The 18,642-nt window shown below is 69.5% G+C and carries 15 protein-coding genes; 6 read left to right on the top strand and 9 right to left on the bottom strand.

Going from position 1 to position 18,642, the window contains the following annotated elements; genetic code table 11:
- The first annotated feature begins 92 nt into the window (after positions 1-92).
- The gene (locus ACIBVL_RS34520) at positions 93-752 is read left to right on the top strand and encodes a pentapeptide repeat-containing protein (protein WP_399103587.1); all 660 of its coding nucleotides are present in this window, start codon (positions 93-95) and stop codon (positions 750-752) included.
- A gap of 136 nt (positions 753-888) precedes the next feature.
- A complete protein-coding gene (locus ACIBVL_RS34515) occupies positions 889-2,304 on the top strand; it encodes a DUF6177 family protein (protein ID WP_399103585.1) in 1,416 nt (471 codons plus the stop codon).
- Here ACIBVL_RS34515 and ACIBVL_RS34510 read toward each other — a convergent pair.
- Together ACIBVL_RS34510 and ACIBVL_RS34505 are read right to left on the bottom strand one after the other, a co-directional pair.
- Complete coding sequence (locus ACIBVL_RS34510; protein ID WP_399103583.1) at positions 2,258-2,452, bottom strand: DUF397 domain-containing protein; 195 nt, start codon at positions 2,450-2,452, stop codon at positions 2,258-2,260. The two genes, ACIBVL_RS34515 and ACIBVL_RS34510, sit on opposite strands and share 47 nt — an antisense overlap.
- 4 nt (positions 2,453-2,456) lie before the next feature.
- A complete protein-coding gene (locus ACIBVL_RS34505) occupies positions 2,457-3,281 on the bottom strand; it encodes a Scr1 family TA system antitoxin-like transcriptional regulator (protein WP_399103721.1) in 825 nt (274 codons plus the stop codon).
- 291 nt (positions 3,282-3,572) lie between these two features.
- Here ACIBVL_RS34505 and ACIBVL_RS34500 point away from each other — a divergent pair, with 291 nt between their 5' ends.
- Complete coding sequence (locus ACIBVL_RS34500; RefSeq protein WP_399103581.1) at positions 3,573-3,854, top strand: hypothetical protein; 282 nt, start codon at positions 3,573-3,575, stop codon at positions 3,852-3,854.
- 170 nt (positions 3,855-4,024) lie between these two features.
- On the opposite strand, the gene ACIBVL_RS34495 is transcribed toward ACIBVL_RS34500, so the two are convergent.
- The 6 genes from ACIBVL_RS34495 to ACIBVL_RS34470 form a co-directional block, all read right to left on the bottom strand.
- Positions 4,025-5,245, bottom strand: a complete 1,221-nt coding sequence (locus tag ACIBVL_RS34495) for an esterase/lipase family protein (protein ID WP_399103579.1) — start codon at positions 5,243-5,245, stop codon at positions 4,025-4,027.
- A gap of 357 nt (positions 5,246-5,602) precedes the next feature.
- Complete coding sequence (rbsD, locus tag ACIBVL_RS34490) at positions 5,603-5,992, bottom strand: D-ribose pyranase (RefSeq protein WP_399103577.1); 390 nt, start codon at positions 5,990-5,992, stop codon at positions 5,603-5,605.
- Positions 5,989-6,897, bottom strand: coding sequence for a ribokinase (locus ACIBVL_RS34485; protein WP_399103575.1), 909 nt, complete (start codon positions 6,895-6,897; stop codon positions 5,989-5,991). Before ACIBVL_RS34485 ends, rbsD begins: the two co-directional genes overlap by 4 nt.
- A gap of 76 nt (positions 6,898-6,973) precedes the next feature.
- Positions 6,974-8,920, bottom strand: coding sequence for a substrate-binding domain-containing protein (locus tag ACIBVL_RS34480; RefSeq protein ID WP_399103573.1), 1,947 nt, complete (start codon positions 8,918-8,920; stop codon positions 6,974-6,976).
- On the bottom strand, positions 8,910-10,430 hold the full coding sequence (locus ACIBVL_RS34475; RefSeq protein ID WP_399103571.1) for a sugar ABC transporter ATP-binding protein: 1,521 nt from the start codon (positions 10,428-10,430) through the stop codon (positions 8,910-8,912). Before ACIBVL_RS34475 ends, ACIBVL_RS34480 begins: the two co-directional genes overlap by 11 nt.
- Positions 10,427-11,461 carry a LacI family DNA-binding transcriptional regulator gene (locus tag ACIBVL_RS34470; RefSeq protein ID WP_399103569.1) on the bottom strand — a complete coding sequence of 345 codons (1,035 nt, stop codon included), beginning with the start codon at positions 11,459-11,461 and terminating at the stop codon, positions 10,427-10,429. The genes ACIBVL_RS34475 and ACIBVL_RS34470 overlap by 4 nt, the downstream gene beginning before the upstream one ends.
- Before the next feature lie 276 nt (positions 11,462-11,737).
- Here ACIBVL_RS34470 and ACIBVL_RS34465 point away from each other — a divergent pair, with 276 nt between their 5' ends.
- The 3 genes from ACIBVL_RS34465 (at position 11,738) to ACIBVL_RS34455 (ending at position 15,823) form a co-directional block, all read left to right on the top strand.
- Positions 11,738-12,019: a hypothetical protein gene (locus tag ACIBVL_RS34465; protein WP_399103567.1), complete on the top strand. Its 282-nt coding sequence runs from the start codon at positions 11,738-11,740 to the stop codon at positions 12,017-12,019.
- Positions 12,020-12,049: 30 nt separating this feature from the next.
- Entirely contained in the window at positions 12,050-14,302 is a 2,253-nt protein-coding gene (locus ACIBVL_RS34460; RefSeq protein WP_399103565.1) for an ATP-dependent RecD-like DNA helicase, read from the top strand.
- 231 nt (positions 14,303-14,533) lie between these two features.
- On the top strand, positions 14,534-15,823 hold the full coding sequence (locus ACIBVL_RS34455; RefSeq protein WP_399103564.1) for a citrate synthase: 1,290 nt from the start codon (positions 14,534-14,536) through the stop codon (positions 15,821-15,823).
- A gap of 571 nt (positions 15,824-16,394) precedes the next feature.
- Here ACIBVL_RS34455 and ACIBVL_RS34450 read toward each other — a convergent pair.
- Positions 16,395-18,626 (bottom strand): heavy metal translocating P-type ATPase, encoded by a 2,232-nt coding sequence (locus ACIBVL_RS34450; protein ID WP_399103563.1) that lies wholly within the window; start codon positions 18,624-18,626, stop codon positions 16,395-16,397.
- Positions 18,627-18,642: the final 16 nt, after the last annotated feature.

Here is an 18,642-nt window from a genome sequence, read left to right as displayed (position 1 = left end):
CCCCGGGAGTGCGCTTCGTGGTTCCGGGCTCTGCACTCGGCGCGCCGGGCTTGGAAGCGCGAATCAAGCGGCGATCGACGATGTCAAGGCGATTGTCGAAGAACACGGTTGGAGTGATCGAGTTGTCTGGTATCCGTGATGTGCGCCGCAGCGTGCGCGTGATGCCATCCAACCCTGACGCCGCCGCCGAGCTGCAATCGTGGAGCGGACAGGCGGACACTACGCTGGATCTGTCGGGCCTTGATGCCTCGGTCGTCGACCTCACCAACGCCGACCTGGCCATGGGGCTATTCACGGGGAGTCGTCTCACCGATGCCGTCCTGGTAGGTGTTGACCTGTATCGCGCTCATCTGGAGCACGCGGTACTCGACCGTGCTGACCTCAGTCGGGCTTCCCTTGTGAAGGCTGTACTGGATGGGGCGAGTATGCAGGGCGCTCTCCTGTTCGAAGCGGACCTCGGCAGCGCCGACCTGGCCGATGTCGACGCACGCTCGGCTTCCTTTCGCTCGGCACGTCTCCATGGCGCCTCTCTTCTCTACGTGCGCCTTGAGGGTGCTGATTTGACGAGTGCGTCGGTGCAGGAAACCTCCTTCGATGTCATTCTGGACGAGCGGACTGTCGTGAACGGTCTCGTCGGTACTGTCTATGGATCGGCTCAGGTTCACGAAGCAGGTGAACGTCACATGCTGGCAGGGAGTGCACTCGAGTCGTGGCTCAACAATCGGGGTGCATCGGTGCGAGTCCTCAATTGACTCCTGGTGTGACAGCTCGTCGGGCACGCGAGACTTCCGAGGGCGACCCCGTGAACTCCAGAGGAAATCAGCGCTACGGTCACTTTCTTGAAGTGGAGCAGTACCGCACACGCACCGCGCCGGGGGAGACCACAACATGACCAAGGACGTCATAGCCCTCACCCCCAAGATGCCCGACACGCAATCACTCCTGGCCGCTCTCCACGCCGGCGGCCCCGATCTGGAGTTGACGGCCACCGATGACGGGGCCGTGGTGCACCTGTGTACGGCGGAGGGGCGTCGGCTGGTTTCCGTGGAGGCTCCGCTGCTCGTCTATGTGCCGGGGGAGGTACGGCGCCTCCTGGGCGCTGAAGTGGCCGCTGCCGAGCCGCCGTACTGGTGGACCGAGGTGCGTGCCTCCACGGCGGCCCCGGAGGCGGAGCCGCTGGCGGGATCGGTGTGCGGGCGTCTGACGATGTTGCTCGGCGGGACCACCTGGCCGCCCGCAGCGGCCCACACGGCGCGGGTCACCGTCCCCGACGAGCCTCCCGGCATCCAGGCTTTCCCGACCGTCGACGCGCTGACCGACTCGACCGCGGTCGTCCTCTCCGACCGAGCACTCCTCCCACTGACCGCCTGGCTCTCCGACGTCCTGCGCGCCACGGCGCAGTCGAACCGCGCCCTCCACCTCGTCACGCCTCTCCATGTCCGCCTCACCCTGCCCCTACGCACCGCCCTCGGCGGAGCACCCAACCGCTGGGTCGTGCAGGATTCGAGCGGGGGCTATTACGACGGTCTGTCCGGGGCACGGCTGGCTTGGCGGGAAGGTACGTTCCTGCCGACCGACGGCACGCTCGCCGACGCCTTCACCGCAGGAGCCGCCCCCACCGAGCAGCGGCAGCTCACCCTCGCGTTCCGCACGGTGCACCCGCCCGACGAGCGGCTCGTCCTCGGTCGTGCGCTGGAGGCGGCCTGGCGCCACCTCACCGGTTCCCCGCCCGCCGGCTGGGGAACGGCCGAGCCGGTCAACCTGCCGTGGTCACCAGACCGGTTGACCGACTTCGCCCGTGACCGGGCCCCCGCCCCCACCCACCTCGTCGCCGTGGGCGCCCCCGACCGTCCGGCCATCGCCACGCACCGCATCTCCCGTACGACAGCAGGCGTTGCCGAAGAGATAACCCTCGCCCTCGGCTACGACCGCCCTCAGCACATGCCCCTCGACACCCTGGAGTCCCTCGCCGCCACCCTCGTCACAGAACACGGCCTGACGACGATGCTCGCCACCGTCCGTGCCGCCCGTGCCGACCTGACCATGCCGCCACACCTGGAGGCGCCGCCCCTCCCGGTTTCGTTCACCCTGGGGCCACGCGACGTGCGCAAGGTCGGCCTCACTCACGCCCTGCGCGCACCCGTCACGGCACAGCCGCGCCAACTCGGCTCGCCTGGCCGCCCCGCCCTCCACTATTCCTTCGGGGACGGAACGGACTCAGCGGCCTGGACGGCACTCGAGAGGCTCGGCACCTACCTCAGGACCGCTGCTGGGAGGGCAGGTTCCCGTCCTTCAGCGCGGTGACGAACGCTGACCAACTGCAAGCCGAGAACAGCACCGTTGGACCGCCGGCGGCCTTGCTGTCGCGGACGGGTACGGCGGCGTTGTGACGGGCGACTTCCAGGCAGTCGCCCTGATCTCCGCCGCTGTAGCTGGACTTGTACCACCCCATGGGTTCACCGCTGACCGTGCGCATGTTCCTCCGCCGCCGCTCTGACGAGGGCCAGTGACTCCTGCCGCGACAAAGCGTCGCTCAGTGCCAGAGCGTATGAGGTCTGACTGGCTGCCACCAGCGCCGGGTCGTCCATCAAGTGGCCGGTGAGAAAGGCCTCGACATAGGCCACCGGGGCGGCGTCCTCGAAGCTCATGAGTGTGAGGTAGCTCTGCTGCAGCGCGTGTGCCCCGACGCCGTAGGGAAGCACATGCAGCCGCACCCGCCCCGCCTCCGCAAGATCCCCGATCTTGTGCAGTTGCTCGGCCATGACCTGGGGGCCGCCGACGGGGCGCCGCAGTACGGACTCGTCGAGCAGTGTCCAGACGACGGGCTTCAACGGCACGTCGAGAATCCGGGCACGCTGTGTTCGAATGACAACGGCTTCGTCAAGTTCCTCCACCGTGTGGTTCGGCCGGTATGCGCGGAACAAGGCACGCGCATAGCCGTCGGTCTGGAACACGCCCGGTACGAGAGAGAGCGCGAACTGCTGGATGAGCGTGGCCTGTTGCTCCAGCTCGGCCACGGCCGCGAAGTGGTCCGCGTACTTGGACTCAAGGTCCTCCAGCCACCGGGCGAAGAACCCGTCCGTCCCCAGCGCCCGATCGATCCGCTGTGCGTCATCCGGTTTCGGCAGCCGCCTCCCGGCCTCGAAGTGGCTGATCAGTGTGGGCGAGCACACGACCTGGTCGCCGAGTTCCTCCTGCGTGAGGCCCGTGGCTGTCCGGCGCAGCCTCAGTTCCTCGCCGTACTTCTCCCGCTGCGTTCGCGGCGTTCGAGTCTTCGCCACCCTGCCGACCCCCAACTTGACGTGCGCTTTGTCAACCCTCAGGTACTGGCAGCGTAGCGGCGGTCGACCGCACTCTGTGAGGGATTCACGACAGAGCGCAACCGAGAGAAAGCAGGCTGACGTGTCCGCCTTCATCGCCAGGTCACTCAAGCCGTTCCGAAGGTTCTTCGCCGTGCGGTCCAAGTGCCGCCGCGTGGAACCCGCCCCGGTCACCTGCCCGCCGAGCCCACCGCCCCGGGCGCTCGGAGTGGGTGTCGGCTCCCTGTTCCTTCCCCGTACCGGGGACGAGGAGTGAACGGCGCACGGCTGCTGCCCTGGCCGAGCCCCGAAGGCAAACCCTGCTACGTGATCGGCGACGGCACGGGCCGTGTCTCCCGCCTCGCGGACGAGATCGAGAGCATTCAACTCGGCATGGCGGACGCGCTCCTGCGCCACGCCGACGTTCTCCTCACGGAACACAGCGCTACCGCCGGGGAACTGCGCTACCTCGCGCGGCGGCTCTGTGAGTCCCTCCGCGACATCAAGCGGGTCGCGGAGAGCAGAGGGGGGCGCGCCCCGCAGCGGGAGGAGTGAAAGAACAGCGGCCCGGCCGCCGTGGCAGCGAAAGGCGGGCAGCCGCCGGATGCCCAGCACAGGCTATCCGGCGGCCGTGCGACGGACCGAGCGGTGGCCGAGTTCCTCCCGGTATGACCACGCCGTCCGACCCTCGATGCTCCCGCCGGGTTGAGATCGGCGGGCGCGGGTCACATCTCGAAGTGCTCCATCAGCCAGGTGCACAGATCCTCCGTCGGGAGGGTGTGCTCTGTCGTCGTGGGCGAGCAGAGGAACGCGTCCAGCCCACTCCTCTCCGGCTCCAGGTCGTCGACCTTGGCGTACAGGTCCTCCTGCTTCTCGAAGTCCAGGATGTCGACCGCGCTGACCGAGGGGACGAAGCACACCTCGGCGTGCCGCAGATCCGCCTCCCCGCCGGCCTCCTCGATCGCCTTGGCGAGGATCGCGTACGTCGTGAGCGTGCCGCCGGGTGCGCCGTCCAACTCGGGGAAGCCGTTGGTCGTGATGGTCTTCTCGGTCGCCGGGAACGTTCGCTTCAGGTAGGCGACCGTCACGTCGTCTCCCCGGGCCTGGGTGTAGAAGGTGGTGCCGGGGTAGCGGACGTCGAGCCGCAGCGCGACCTCACCGGCCTTGACCTCGGGCAGTCCGACGCCGTCGCCGCGGCCGTTGGCGACGGCCACCTTGAGCGGGATCTGCGGCCAGTGGCGGACCTGGTCGAGTGCGGTCAGCAGCGCCTCGCGCTCCGGGGCGACGCCGGTCTTCCCGGTCTTGTTGTCGTAGTGCTGCCACAACATCTGCCGCGCGGCCGGGCTGTCCATCTGCTGGGTGAAGGGGTGGGGCTTGAGGTCCAGGCCGCGGGGGAGCAGGTAGGAGAACGCCTGGACACCGACGGGGATCGAGGCACCGCGGTGCGGGGTGTCGTAGGAGAAGTACACCCCGGTCTGGTGGTCCCTGTGCTCGCTCTCCATCTTGGCGAGGGCGTAGCGGGTGACCAGGCCGCCCATGCTGAAGCCGCCCACGACCAGCCGGTGGTCGCCGACGCGACGGGCCATGGCTTCATGGATGGTCGCCTCGGCGGCTTGCGCGTTCTCCAGGATGGACGCCGTGCGGTCGTTGAAGCCCAGCAGGATCACGTCCATGCCGCGCCGGCGGAGTGCGCCGAGGAAGCCGTACTCCTCGCCCTCGAGGAATTCGTAGAGCTTCTTGAGGTCGCTCTTGCCGTGGTTGAAGCCGTCGGCGATGATCACCGGCCGGGTGAGATGGCGGTTGCCCTCGCCGTGGAAGACCCAAGTGAAGCCGTTGGGGACGGTCCACTCGTCGTCGCGGTCCGGTACCTCGACCGGGTTGCTGGGGGAGGCGAGCGGGTCGCCGATGGTGAACGGGCCGATCTCGGGCTCGGTGTTCTCGGGCATGGTCGTGCTCCTCGTGGGAGGGGTGGGGGAACGACCACATCATGGGGGGTGATTTGCCTGAATCGCCGCTTTGACCTGCATGGTTCACCGTAAGTGATGCAATGGACGCGATGGTGTTTGGTGCGTCTGGCGTGTATCAGTGGCGTGTTTCGTTCGCTCCGCAGTTCATGTCGCACGGCGTGTCAGAAATTTTCCGGAAGCCGTGCAACCCTCCCCGCCCCACGCGTGTCGTACATGGCATCAGGACTTCTGGAGGGGGATCCGGGGGGATCGCGGGGGTTCTGATAGTTGGAGGGGGCAAGCCGAGGGGCCCGGTCGACGGACCGGGCCCCTCGAAGCTTTCCGCAGGTCAGCGGGTCAGAAGAACACCCCGCACCGCAGCAGCACATTCGCGTACGGCCGTGCCTCGCCCGTCCGCACCACCAGACGCGCCCCCGACGACAGCCTCTTCAGCTCCTCGTGCGGGACCAGCGCCAGCCCGGGGAAATGGCCACCCAGCAGCCCGGCCGCCGCCGGATTCGCCTCCCGTACCTCGGAGGCCGCCGTGGCTCCCTCCACCACCAGTTCCTCCAGCAGCCCCCCCACCACCTCGGCGAAGGACGGCACGCCCGCCCGGAACGCCAGGTCGACCACGCGCGGTCCGTCCGGTATCGGCATACCGGCGTCGCACACCAGCACCCCGTCCCCGTGCCCCAACTCGGCCAGCGCCCCGCAGAGATGACGGTTGAGGATTCCCGTCTTCTTCACAGCGCGGCCACCTCCTCCGCCGTCGGGAACGACTCCTGCGCGCCCCGCCGGGTCACGGCCGCCGCCCCCACGCGCGCCGCGTAGGCCGCCGCCTCCACGAGCGACGCACCCGTGCCCAGCTTCCAGGCCAGCGCCGCCGTGAAGGAGTCGCCCGCGCCCGTCGTGTCCACGGCCTCCACCTTCACGGACGGGACCCGCGCGACGCCCGCCTCCGCCGACGCCACCAGGGCACCCTCGGCACCCAGCGTGACGACCACCGACCGCGGCCCCTTCGCGAGCAGGATCCGCGCCCAGTCCTCGGGCCCCGAAGACACGTCGTACGCCTCACCGAGGATCACCTTCGCCTCGTGCTCGTTGACGATCAGCGGATCGCAGGCCGCGAGCACCACGGCGGGCAACGGACGGGGAGGGGAGGGGTTCAGGACGAAGCGGCTGCCGGGTGCCAGACTCGCCGCCACCGCCACGACCGTCTCCAGCGGGATCTCCAGCTGCGCCGACACCACCCGGGAGGTCTGGAAGAGGCAGGCGGCGGCCATGACGTCCTGCGGCGTCAGGCGCCCGTTCGCGCCCGGGGACACGACGATGCTGTTGTCGCCCGACGGATCCACCGTGATCAGCGCGACCCCGGTCGGCGCTCCGCCCACCAGCACGCCCACCGTGTCGACCCCGGCCGCACGCTGCGAGTCGAGCAGCAGCCGGCCGTACGCGTCGTCGCCGACCCGGGCCAGCAGGGCCGTACGGGCTCCGAGGCGCGCGGCCGCGACGGCCTGGTTCGCGCCCTTGCCGCCGGGGTGGACGGCCAGGTCGGAGCCGAGGACCGTCTCACCGGCCGCCGGCCTGCGCTCGACACCGATCACCAGGTCGGCGTTGGCCGACCCTACGACCAACAGGTCGTAGTCGTACATGAGTGACTCCCCAATCAAGCGGGCCGGGCGGGCGGGACTTTCACCACACGCCCTAGCCCTGCCGGCGTTGCCGTTCTCAGCCGCTGAACCCGGCCACGTTCTCCTTCGTGACCACCTTCACCGGCACCTTCACCGTCTCCTCGACCTTCTTGCCCTGCGACGCCTTCAGCGCGTTGTCCACGGCGATCTTCCCCAGCTGGGAGGGCTGCTGCGCCACGGACGCGTACAGCGTCCCCTGTTCAACGGCCTTGAGCCCGTCCGGGGTTCCGTCGAAGCCGACGACCTGCACCGACTTGCCGGCCTTGGAGCCCAGCGCCTTGATCGCGCCGAGCGCCATCTCGTCGTTGGCGGCGATCACGCCCTGGACGTCCGGGTGGGCCTGGAGCAGGTTCGACATCACGTCGAGTCCCTTGGCTCGGTCGAAGTCGGCCGGCTGCTGGGCCAGCACCTGGATGCCGGGGTAGGCCTTCAGCCCCTTGGCGAAACCTTCCGCCCGCTCCCGGGCCGCGGAGGTGCCCGCCTGGCCCTGAAGGATCACGATCTTGCCGGTGCCGCCTAGCTTCTCGGCGACCGTCTTCGCGGCCAGCTCACCGCCGGCCACGTTGTCCGAGGCGACCAGCGCGTCCACAGTGGCCTTGTTGACGCCCCGGTCGACCGCGATGACCGGGATCTTCGCCTTGCCGGCGGCCTGTACCGAGTTGCTCGCCGCGTCCGAGTCGACCGGGTTGACGATGATCGAGTCGAAGCCGGAACTGGTGAAGTTCTGCAGCTGGTTGGCCTGCTGGGAGGCGTCGTTCTGCGCGTCGGTGACCGTAAGGTCCACGCCCAGCTTCCTCGCCTCGGCCTTCGCGCCCGACTGGATCTGCACGAAGAACGGGTTGTTGAGGGTGGAGAGGGCCAGGCCGACCTTCGGGGTGGACGCCGAGGACGTGCCGCCGTGCAGGAAGGAGGTCGCGCCGACGATCGCCACGGTGACCACGGCCGCCAGACCGTACGTCACCGCCTGCCGCCCCTTGTCGCCACCGGTACCGGATGCCGTCGGAACCGCCCCGGCCTTGCGGCGCACCGTGTCCAGCAGCACCGCGAGCGCGATGACGACACCGATGACGACCTGCTGCCAGAAGGCGGAGACGTTCAGCAGGTTCAGGCCGTTGCGCAGCACCGCCAGGATCAGCGCGCCGATCAGGGTGCCCGAGGCCTTGCCCGTACCCCCCGCGAGGGAGGCGCCGCCGATGACGACCGCGGCGATCGCGTCCAGCTCGTAGCCGTCGGCGGCCTGGGGCTGCGCGGAGGACAGCCGGGCGGCGAGCACGACGCCCGCGACGGCCGCGAACACCCCGGACAGGGCGTAGATCGCCAGCTTCTGCTTCTTCACCCGCAGGCCGGACAGACGTGCCGCTTCCTCGTTGCCCCCGATGGCGTACATCGAACGGCCGATGTACGTCCGGCCGAGCACGAACGCCGCGACGAGCCCCATGACGACCATGACCAGCACCGGCACCGGCAGCCAGCCGCCGAGCGTGTCACCGAGATGCGAGACCGAGTCGGGGAGGGCGATCGGGGAACCCTCGGAGATCACCAGCGACAGACCACGGCCCACCGACAGCATCGCGAGCGTCGCGATGAACGGCGGCAGCTTGCCGTAGGCGATGAGGAAACCGTTCACCAGACCGGCCGCGACACCGGTGGCGACGGCGAGGACGACCGCCACCGCGACCGGCACGCCGTGCTGGGTGGCGCTCCAGGCCAGCACGGTGGCCGACAGCGCGGCGACGGACCCGACCGACAGGTCGATGCCGGCCGAGACGATCACGAAGGTCACGCCGAAGGCGAGGATGGCGGTCACGGCCGCCTGGACGCCCACGTTGAGCAGATTGTCCGTGGTCAGGAAGTCGCCCGACAGCGCCGACATGGCGACGACGAGGACGATCAGCGCGGTGAGCGCGCCGTTGTCGAGGAGCAGACGGCGGACCGCCGCGGCGCCACCGGCGCCCGTTGTGCTCTTGAGGGTCTCAGTGGCCACGAGCGACCTCCTTGTCGGTCGTAGGGTTGCTGACGGCGAGTGCCATCACGGAGTCCTGGGTGGCCTCCTCGGCGGCGAGTTCGCCGGCGATCCGGCCCTGCGCCATCACCAGCACCCGGTCGCTCATGCCGAGCACCTCGGGAAGGTCGCTGGAGATCATCAGGACGGCGGCACCCTGAGCGGTGAGTTCGTTGACGAGCTGGTAGATCTCGACCTTGGCGCCGACGTCGATGCCGCGCGTCGGCTCGTCGAGGATCAGCACCTTGGTGTCGGCGAGCAGCCACTTGCCGATGACGACCTTCTGCTGGTTGCCGCCGGACAGGGTGCGGACATGCTGGTGGAGCCCGGCCATTCGCACGCCCAGCTGCCCGGCGATCCGCTCGGCCGCCTCGTGCTGCCCCCTGAGGTCGACGAGCCCGGCCCGGGTGGCCGACCGCATGGTCACCAGCCCGAGGTTCTCCTCGACGGAGGCGTCCAGCACCAGGCCCTGGCCCTTGCGGTCCTCGGGCACCAGGCCGATCCCCGCGGTCATCGCCGCGCTGACGTCGTGCCGGGCGACCGGGGTGCCGGAGACCTTCACGGCTCCCCTGTCGTACGGGTCGGCGCCGAACACGGCCCGCACCACCTCGGTGCGGCCGGCGCCGACGAGCCCGGCGACACCGACGACCTCACCGGCATGCACCTCGAAGCTGACGTCGTGGAAGACGCCGTCGCGGGTGAGCCCCTCGACGGACAGCAGGGCGGGGCCCCGGTCGGCGCGCTCGCGCGGGTACTGCTGCTCGATGGAACGGCCCACCATGAGCCGCACGAGCTCGTCCTCGGGCGTGGCGGCGGGCACCTGGCCGACCGACCTGCCGTCCCGGATGACCGTGACCCGGTCGCCGAGGGCCGCGATCTCCTCCAGGTGGTGGGTGATGAAGACGATGCCGACCCCGTCCTCGCGCAGCCTGCGCACGATGGCGAAGAGCTTCTCGACCTCCTCGGAGGTCAGCACGGCGGTCGGCTCGTCCATGATCAGCACGCGCGCGTCGAGGCTGAGAGCCTTGGCGATCTCGACCATCTGCAGCCGTGCGATGCCGAGTTCACGCACGCGCGCGCGTGGCGACACGCTGACGCCGACCCGCTCCAGCAGAACGGCGGCCTCGGCCTCCATCCTCTTCCGGTCGATCATTCCGAGGCGCCGCGGCTGCCGCCCCAGGAAGATGTTCTCGGCGACCGTCAGATCGGGTACGAGGTTGAACTCCTGGTAGATGGTGGCGATCCCGAGGCGCGCGGAGTCCTGAGCACCATGGATGCGCACCTCCTCGCCGCCGGCCAGGATCCGCCCGGCGTCGGGGCGGTAGGCGCCGGAGAGCATCTTGATCAGGGTGCTCTTGCCCGCGCCGTTCTCACCGAGCAGCACATGCACCTCGCCCCGGCGCAGATCGAAGTCGACGCCGTCGAGCGCGACCACACCGGGGAAGGTCTTGCGTATGCCTTCGATGCGCAGCAACTCGTCCGCGTTGCTCACGACTGGCTCCTGTTCGTTGCGGGTGACTCCGAAGAGGTCGGCGCCTCGCCGCAGGACCGGCGTGCGACGAGACGGGCGGCGAAGGTGACGGACTGCGGGGGCCGTCCCTCGATGCGGTCGACCAGGGCCCGTACGGCGGCCCGGCCCAGCTCGCCCGTGGGCTGGGCGATCGCGGTGACCGGCGGATCGGTGTGCACGAACCACGGGATGTCGTCGAACGCGGCGAGCGCGAGGTCGTCGGGAACCCGCAACCCACGCGCGCGTACGGCGTCCAGCGCGCCGAGCGCCATCAGGTTGTCGGCGGCGAAGACGACCTCGGGCGGTTCGGGCAGGTCGAGGAATCCCTCGGTGACCCGGCGTCCGCTCTCGGCCTGGAAGTCGCCCTGGCCGATGTAGGCGTCCGGCAGGGGAAGCCCGTACTCGGCCATGGCGGCCCGGAAGGCCTCGACGCGCTCGCTGCCGGTGGTGGTGGCGGCGGGGCCCGCGATGATGGCGAGCCGCCGGTGCCCGAGCCCGTGCAGATGCGCCACGAGGTCCCGTACGGCGGCCCGCCCGTCCGCCCGGACCACGGGCACGTCCACGCCCGGGATCCACCGGTCGACGAACACCATCGGCGTGCCCGCGCGCGCGGCGTCCAGCATCAGCGGGGAGCCGCCGTCCGTGGGGGAGACGAGCAGGCCGTCGATCCGGCGGTCCAGCAGGGTCCGTACGTGGTGGTCCTGGAGGTCGGGCCGCTCGTCGGCGTTGCCGATGATCACGCTGTAGCCGAGCGCTCGGGCCTCCTCCTCCACGGAGCGGGCCAGTTCGGTGAAGTACGGGTTCATCACATCGCTGATGACCAGGCCGAGTGTGTGGGTCTGGTCGGTGCGCAGCGACCTGGCGACGGCGTTAGGGCGGTAGCCCAGCGCCTGGACGGCGGCCAGCACGCGCGTGCGTGCGTCCTCGCTGACCGACGGATGGTCGTTCAGGACCCGCGACACCGTGGCGACGGAGACCCCCGCCTCGGCAGCGACGTCCTTGATGCTCGCCATCGCCGCTCCACCTCCTCGTGGATGCTGTGGAATCGATTACATCGATGTGTACGGAGGATTGGAATCGATTACACGCGAGTACGCAAGCCTCTGAGACCGGATCGTGACGTCGCGGGCCGCCAGGGGGCGGCGCAGGCTGGAGATGCGGAGGTCGTTTCCCCGAGGTCCCCGAGGGGCCGGAAGCGGAGGAGCCATGACGTCGGCCACCCGGAACGACATCCCCGTGGTGCTCGAGGGCGACGGGTGGAAGTGCGCAGCACGCCGATCGGGGGTGGTATGTCCGTCAGTTACATCCGCCTGCCGCAGGGCACCGACATGGGTCCCGCGCTCAAGGGCCTGCCCGACGACGCGTGCCAGTGCCCGCACTGGGGCCACCTGGTGAAGGGCCGGCTGCGGATGCTCACGGCCGAGGGCGAGAAGGTCTACGAGGAGGGGGAGACGTACTACTGGGCGCCCGGCCACATCCCCTTGGCCCTGGAGGACTGCGAGTTCGTCGAGTTCTCCCCGACCGAGGACTTCCAGAAGGTGATCGACCACGTGGTCGCGCAGGCCGAGTGAGTTGTCGGTGCCGGGCGGTACCGTCGGATCATGACCGATCAGGCGGGGGCGTCCCAGACGGGCGAGCGGCGACTGGCCACGCTGGAAGGCGTGCTGGAGCGCATCACGTACGCCAATGAGGAGAACGGCTACACGGTCGCCCGGGTCGACACCGGCCGAGGCGCCGGCGACCTCCTCACGGTGGTCGGCGCGCTGCTCGGCGCCCAGGTCGGCGAGTCGCTGCGGATGGAGGGCCGCTGGGGCTCCCACCCGCAGTACGGCAAGCAGTTCACCGTGGAGAACTACACGACGGTCCTGCCGGCCACCATCCAGGGCATCCGCCGCTATCTGGGGTCGGGCCTGGTCAAGGGCATCGGTCCGGTCTTCGCCGACCGCATCACCCAGCACTTCGGCATGGACACCTTGAAGATCATCGAGGAGGAGCCCAAGCGGCTCGTCGAGGTCCCCGGCCTCGGCCCCAAGCGCACGAAGAAGATCGCCGACGCCTGGGAGGAGCAGAAGGCGATCAAGGAGGTCATGCTCTTCCTCCAGACCGTCGAGGTGTCCACCTCCATCGCCGTGCGCATCTACAAGAAGTACGGCGACGCCTCCATCTCCGTGGTGAAGAACCAGCCCTACCGGCTCGCCGCCGACGTCTGGGGCATCGGCTTCCTCACCGCCGACAAGATCGCCCAGTCCGTCGGCATCCCGCACGACAGCCCGGAGCGCGTCAAGGCGGGCCTGCAGTACGCGCTGTCCCAGTCCACCGACCAGGGCCACTGCTATCTGCCCGAGGAGCGGCTGATCGCCGACGCGGTGAAGCTGCTCCAGGTCGACACCGGCCTGGTCATCGAGTGCCTCGCCGAGCTGGCCCAGCCGGACGAGGACTCCGGTGAACCCGGTGTCGTACGGGAGAAGGTGCCCGGCGAGCACGGCGAGGAGGTGACCGCGATCTATCTCGTCCCCTTCCACCGCGCCGAACTCTCCCTGTCCGCCCAGCTGTTGCGCCTCCTGCGCACCGACGAGGACCGGATGCCGGGCTTCCATGACGTGGCCTGGGACAAGGCGCTCGGCTGGCTGAAGGGGCGCACGGGCGCCGAACTCGCCCCCGAGCAGGAAGCCGCCGTCAAGCTCGCGCTCACCGAGAAGGTCGCCGTCCTCACCGGCGGCCCCGGCTGCGGCAAGTCCTTCACCGTGCGCTCGATCGTGGAGCTGGCCCGCGCGAAGAAGGCCAAGGTGGTGCTGGCCGCCCCCACCGGCCGCGCCGCCAAGCGCCTGGCCGAGCTGACCGGGGCCGAGGCCTCCACGGTCCACCGGCTGCTGGAGCTCAAGCCCGGCGGCGACGCGGCCTACGACCGGGACCGCCCGCTGGACGCCGACCTGGTCGTCGTCGACGAGGCCTCGATGCTGGACCTCCTGCTCGCCAACAAGCTGGCGAAGGCCGTACCACCGGGTGCCCACCTCCTCTTCGTCGGGGACGTCGACCAGTTGCCCAGCGTCGGCGCGGGCGAGGTGCTGCGCGACCTGCTCGCCGACGGCAGTCCGGTCCCCGCCGTGCGCCTCACGCGCGTGTTCCGCCAGGCCCAGCAGTCGGGCGTGGTGACCAACGCCCACCGGATCAACGCCGGGCAGCATCCGGTCACCGACGGCATGAAGGACTTCTTCCTGTTCGTCGAGGACGACACGGAGGAGGCCGGCCGGCTCACCGTGGACGTGGCCGCCCGCCGGATCCCGGCGAAGTTCGGCCTCGACCCGCGCCGGGACGTGCAGGTGCTCGCGCCCATGCACCGCGGCCCGGCCGGCGCCGGCACGCTCAACGGGCTGCTTCAGCAGGCGATCACCCCGGGCCGCCCCGAGCTGCCGGAGAAGCGGTTCGGCGGCCGGGTCTTCCGTGTCGGCGACAAGGTCACCCAGATCCGCAACAATTACGAGAAGGGGGAGAACGGAGTCTTCAACGGCACCGTGGGCGTGGTCACCTCGCTCGATCCGGTGGACCAGCGCCTCACGGTACTGACGGACGAGGACGAGGAGGTTCCCTACGAATTCGACGAACTGGACGAACTGGCCCACGCGTACGCGGTGACGATCCACCGTTCACAGGGAAGTGAATATCCCGCCGTGGTGATCCCCGTCACCACGGGAGCATGGATGATGCTCCAGCGAAACCTTTTGTATACGGCCGTCACCCGCGCCAAGAGGCTCGTCGTCCTCGTCGGTTCCCGCAAGGCGATCGGCCAGGCGGTGCGCACGGTGTCCGCGGGGCGCCGCTGCACGGCCCTGGACTTCCGGCTCTCGGGTTCCTGACCGACCCGCTCTCCCACGCATCGCAAAAAATGATCGATCAAGTGAGTCACGAAGGTCACAGAGCACTTCCGCAACTGTGACGAAGGCGGCAGGATGAGCAAGTTGGCGGCACTGAGTGCCGCCGATAAGCCCAATGGTCGACCCCGAGTGCACTCTCCTGCGCCAAATGGGGGATGGTAGAGACAGTCAGGGCAACCTCGAAGAAGAGGCACAACGTCGGTGAGGGATGACGTGAGCGACAACTCTGTAGTACTGCGGTACGGCGACGGCGAGTACACCTACCCGGTGATCGACAGCACCGTCGGCGACAAGGGCTTCGACATCGGGAAGCTCCGCGCCCAGACCGGTCTGGTGACCCTGGACAGCGGCTACGGCAACACCGCCGCTTATAAATCCGCCATCACTTACCTTGACGGCGAGCAGGGCATCCTCCGGTACCGCGGCTACCCGATCGAGCAGCTGGCCGAGCGGTCGACCTTCCTCGAGGTCGCCTACCTGCTCATCAACGGCGAGCTGCCGACCGTCGACGAGCTGAGCGTCTTCAAGAACGACATCACGCAGCACACCCTGCTGCACGAGGACGTCAAGAACTTCTACAAGGGCTTCCCGCGCGACGCCCACCCGATGGCCATGCTGTCCTCGGTCGTCTCCGCGCTGTCCACGTTCTACCAGGACAGCCACAACCCGTTCGACGAGAAGCAGCGCAACCTCTCCACGATCCGGCTGCTCGCCAAGCTTCCGACGATCGCGGCGTACGCGTACAAGAAGTCGATCGGCCACCCGTTCGTCTACCCGCGCAACGACCTCGGCTACGTCGAGAACTTCCTGCGCATGACCTTCTCGGTCCCCGCCCAGGAGTACGACCTCGACCCGGTGGTCGTCTCCGCGCTCGACAAGCTGCTCATCCTGCACGCGGACCACGAGCAGAACTGCTCGACCTCCACGGTCCGCCTGGTCGGCTCGTCCCAGGCCAACATGTTCGCGTCGATCTCGGCCGGCATCAACGCCCTCTGGGGCCCGCTGCACGGCGGCGCCAACCAGTCCGTACTGGAGATGCTCGAGGGCATCCAGGCGGGCGGCGGCGATGTCGACTCCTTCATCCGCAAGGTGAAGAACAAGGAGGACGGCGTCCGCCTGATGGGCTTCGGCCACCGGGTGTACAAGTCCTTCGACCCGCGCGCCAAGATCATCAAGGCGGCGGCGCACGACGTCCTCTCGGCCCTCGGCAAGTCCGACGAGCTGCTGGACATCGCGCTGAAGCTGGAGGAGCACGCGCTCTCCGACGACTACTTCGTCTCGCGCAACCTCTATCCGAACGTCGACTTCTACACCGGCCTGATCTACCGGGCCATGGGCTTCCCGACCGAGATGTTCACGGTCCTGTTCGCCCTCGGCCGCCTCCCGGGCTGGATCGCCCAGTGGCACGAGATGATCAAGGAGCCGGGCTCCCGCATCGGCCGCCCCCGGCAGATCTACACGGGCGTGGTCGAGCGCGACTTCGTCCCGGTCGAGGAGCGCTGAGCTCACCGCCGTAGCCACCCAGGCAGAGCCGCTGCCTGGGTCCCGGCAAAGCGGAAGGCGCCCTGGCGCCGGTCCCCCCACGGGCCGACGTCCAGGGCGCCTTCCCATGTCCCGGTGCGGATTCCCCCCACGGGATCCGGCCGGGCGTTGTGAGGACAGCGCCTGAATTCGCTGTGTCAATGTGCGGTTGTGGTGCGGTTGTTGTGCCTGCGGTTGAGCAAAACGAGCAGAACTCGTCGTACTACCGCTGTGTGCGATCTGCCGGGACGCGCACGCTAGGAGGGCCGCTCAAAGCTTCCCGGTGTACGTGCCCCGGCAACGCATCTCTGAGGAAGTCCCCCAAGACATCCCCAGATGCCGGTCGGCGCCCCCCAAGACGCTTTCCGACACCGTCAACTTAGACCTTCGAACCCCTTCGGTGGTTACGTTCACATCACTGTGATCTGTGTCTCTTGCGTATGTCCGTTAGATGCGCAAGAGCCCGGATACGGCGAGTGAGGCCCAAGCGTAAGGATGATGCGCGAGCCTTGTGAAGAGCTTATGTGAGGCTCGCGCAGGACTCCAGGGGGTCTCAGTCAAAGGTGCGCAACCTGAGACTGTTCGTCACCACGAAGACCGACGAGAAGGCCATCGTCGCCCCCGCGATCATCGGGTTGAGCAGTCCTGCCGCGGCCAGGGGCAGCGCGGCCACGTTGTAGCCGAAGGCCCACACCAGATTGCCCTTGATCGTCGCCAGTGTCCGCCGGGACAGCCGGATGGCGTCCGCGGCCACCCGCAGGTCCCCGCGCACCAGCGTCAGGTCGCCCGCCTCGATCGCCGCGTCCGTCCCCGTGCCCAGGGCCAGCCCCAGATCGGCGGCGGCGAGCGCGGCCGCGTCGTTCACGCCGTCGCCGACCATGGCGACGACCCGGCCCTCGCCCTGCAGTCGCCGTACGACCTCGACCTTGTCCTCGGGCAGCACCTCGGCGATCACCTCGTCGATGCCGACGGCGGCCGCGACCGCCTCGGCCACCGCCCGGTTGTCCCCGGTCAGCAGCACCGGCGTGAGTCCCAGCGCGCGCAGCTGCCGGACGGCCTCGGCGCTGGTCTCCTTGACCGCGTCGGCCACCGCGAGCACCCCGCGCGCCGCTCCGTCCCACCCGACGACGACAGCCGTACGACCCTCCCGTTCGGCCTCGTCCCTGGCGTGGGCCAGTTCCTGCGGAAGGTCCTCGAAGAGCCGCCCCACGGCCACCTCGCACCCCTCCACGCGCCCCCGCACGCCCCGCCCGGGCACGTTCTCGAAGTGCTCGGCCGCCGGTAGGTTCCCGGCCCGTTCCTCCGCGCCCGCGGCCACCGCCCGCGCGACCGGGTGCTCGGAGGCGTGCTCCAGGGCGCCCGCGAGCCGGAGCAGCTCCTTCTCGTCGGTGTCGTCGGTGACGTACACGTTCTGCAGGGTCATCCGGCCGGTGGTGACGGTGCCGGTCTTGTCGAGGACGACGGTGTCGACGCGGCGGGTGGACTCCAGTACCTCGGGGCCCTTGATGAGGATGCCGAGCTGGGCGCCGCGGCCGGTGCCGACCAGGAGGGCCGTGGGCGTGGCGAGGCCGAGCGCGCACGGGCAGGCGATGATCAGCACGGCGACGGCCGCGGTGAACGCGGCGACGGTGTCCCCGGTGGCGCCGAGCCAGCCGCCGAAGGTGGCGGCCGCGATCAGCAGCACCACGGGGACGAACACCCCGGCGATCCGGTCGGCCAGCCGCTGTACCTCGGCCTTGCCGTTCTGCGCGTCCTCGACGAGCCGTGCCATGCGCGCCAGCCGGGTGTCGGCGCCGACCCGCGTGGCCTCGACGACGAGCCGCCCGCCGGCGTTCACGGTCGCGCCGGTGACGCTGTCGCCCGGCCCGACGTCGACCGGGACGGACTCGCCCGTGAGCATCGACGCGTCGACCGCCGAGACGCCCTCGACGACCGTCCCGTCGGTGGCGACCTTCTCCCCGGGGCGTACGACGAACCGGTCGCCGACGGCCAGCCGGTCGGCGGGGATCCGGGTCTCCCGTCCGTCGCGCAGGACGGCGACGTCCTTCGCGCCCAGTTCCATCAGCGCCCTCAGCGCGGCTCCCGCGCGCCGCTTGGAGCGGCCCTCGAGATAGCGGCCGAGCAGGATGAAGGCGGTGACTCCGGCGGCGACCTCCAGATAGATCGTGGAGGCGCCGTCCGTGCGGGAGACGGTGAGTTCGAAGGGGTGCCGCATGCCGGGCATGCCCGCGTCACCGAGGAACAGCGCCCACAGCGACCAGCCGAACGCCGCCAGCGTGCCCACGGAGACGAGCGTGTCCATGGTGGCGGCGCCGTGCCGCAGGTTCGTCCAGGCGGCCCGGTGGATCGGCCCGCCGCCCCAGACGACGACGGGTGCGGCGAGTGTCAGCGAGAGCCACTGCCAGGAGTCGAACTGCAGAGCCGGGATCATCGCCAGCAGGACGACGGGTGCCGCGAGGAGCGTGGAGACGAGGAGACGTCGGCGCAGGGCCGAGAGTTCGGGGTCGCTCTCGGCCACCGCCTCGGGCTCCTCGTGGACCGGCTCCTCGGCCGTGTACCCGGTCCGTACGACGGTCGCGATCAGATCGGCGACCTCGATCCCCGCCGGATAGCTGACCTTCGCCTTCTCCGTCGCGTAGTTGACCGTCGCGGTGACGCCCTCCATGCGGTTGAGCTTCTTCTCCACGCGGGAGGCGCAGGAGGCGCAGGTCATTCCGCCGATGAGCAGTTCGACCTCGGAGGTGGGGCCGGTTATCGGCGCGTCGGTGGCGGTGTCGCTCGTCATGGCCGTGGGGAGGGAG

Origin of the sequence: Streptomyces sp. NPDC049687 (assembly GCF_044465285.1) — a bacterium.
Classification (GTDB): Bacteria; Actinomycetota; Actinomycetes; order Streptomycetales; family Streptomycetaceae; genus Streptomyces.
Note: the sequence above shows the minus strand (reverse complement) of the source record. Positions and strands in the feature narration are given on the sequence as shown.

Bases quoted from the DNA above. Each gene is read 5' to 3' on its own strand.
- ACIBVL_RS34515 (WP_399103585.1), top strand. From the start codon at position 889: ATGACCAAGGACGTCATAGCCCTCACCCCCAAGATGCCCGACACGCAA.
- ACIBVL_RS34510 (WP_399103583.1), bottom strand. From the start codon at position 2,452: ATGGGGTGGTACAAGTCCAGCTACAGCGGCGGAGATCAGGGCGACTGC.
- ACIBVL_RS34495 (WP_399103579.1), bottom strand. From the start codon at position 5,245: ATGCCCGAGAACACCGAGCCCGAGATCGGCCCGTTCACCATCGGCGAC.
- ACIBVL_RS34485 (WP_399103575.1), bottom strand. From the start codon at position 6,897: ATGTACGACTACGACCTGTTGGTCGTAGGGTCGGCCAACGCCGACCTG.
- ACIBVL_RS34470 (WP_399103569.1), bottom strand. From the start codon at position 11,461: ATGGCGAGCATCAAGGACGTCGCTGCCGAGGCGGGGGTCTCCGTCGCC.
- ACIBVL_RS34465 (WP_399103567.1), top strand. From the start codon at position 11,738: ATGTCCGTCAGTTACATCCGCCTGCCGCAGGGCACCGACATGGGTCCC.
- ACIBVL_RS34460 (WP_399103565.1), top strand. From the start codon at position 12,050: ATGACCGATCAGGCGGGGGCGTCCCAGACGGGCGAGCGGCGACTGGCC.
- ACIBVL_RS34450 (WP_399103563.1), bottom strand. From the start codon at position 18,626: ATGACGAGCGACACCGCCACCGACGCGCCGATAACCGGCCCCACCTCC.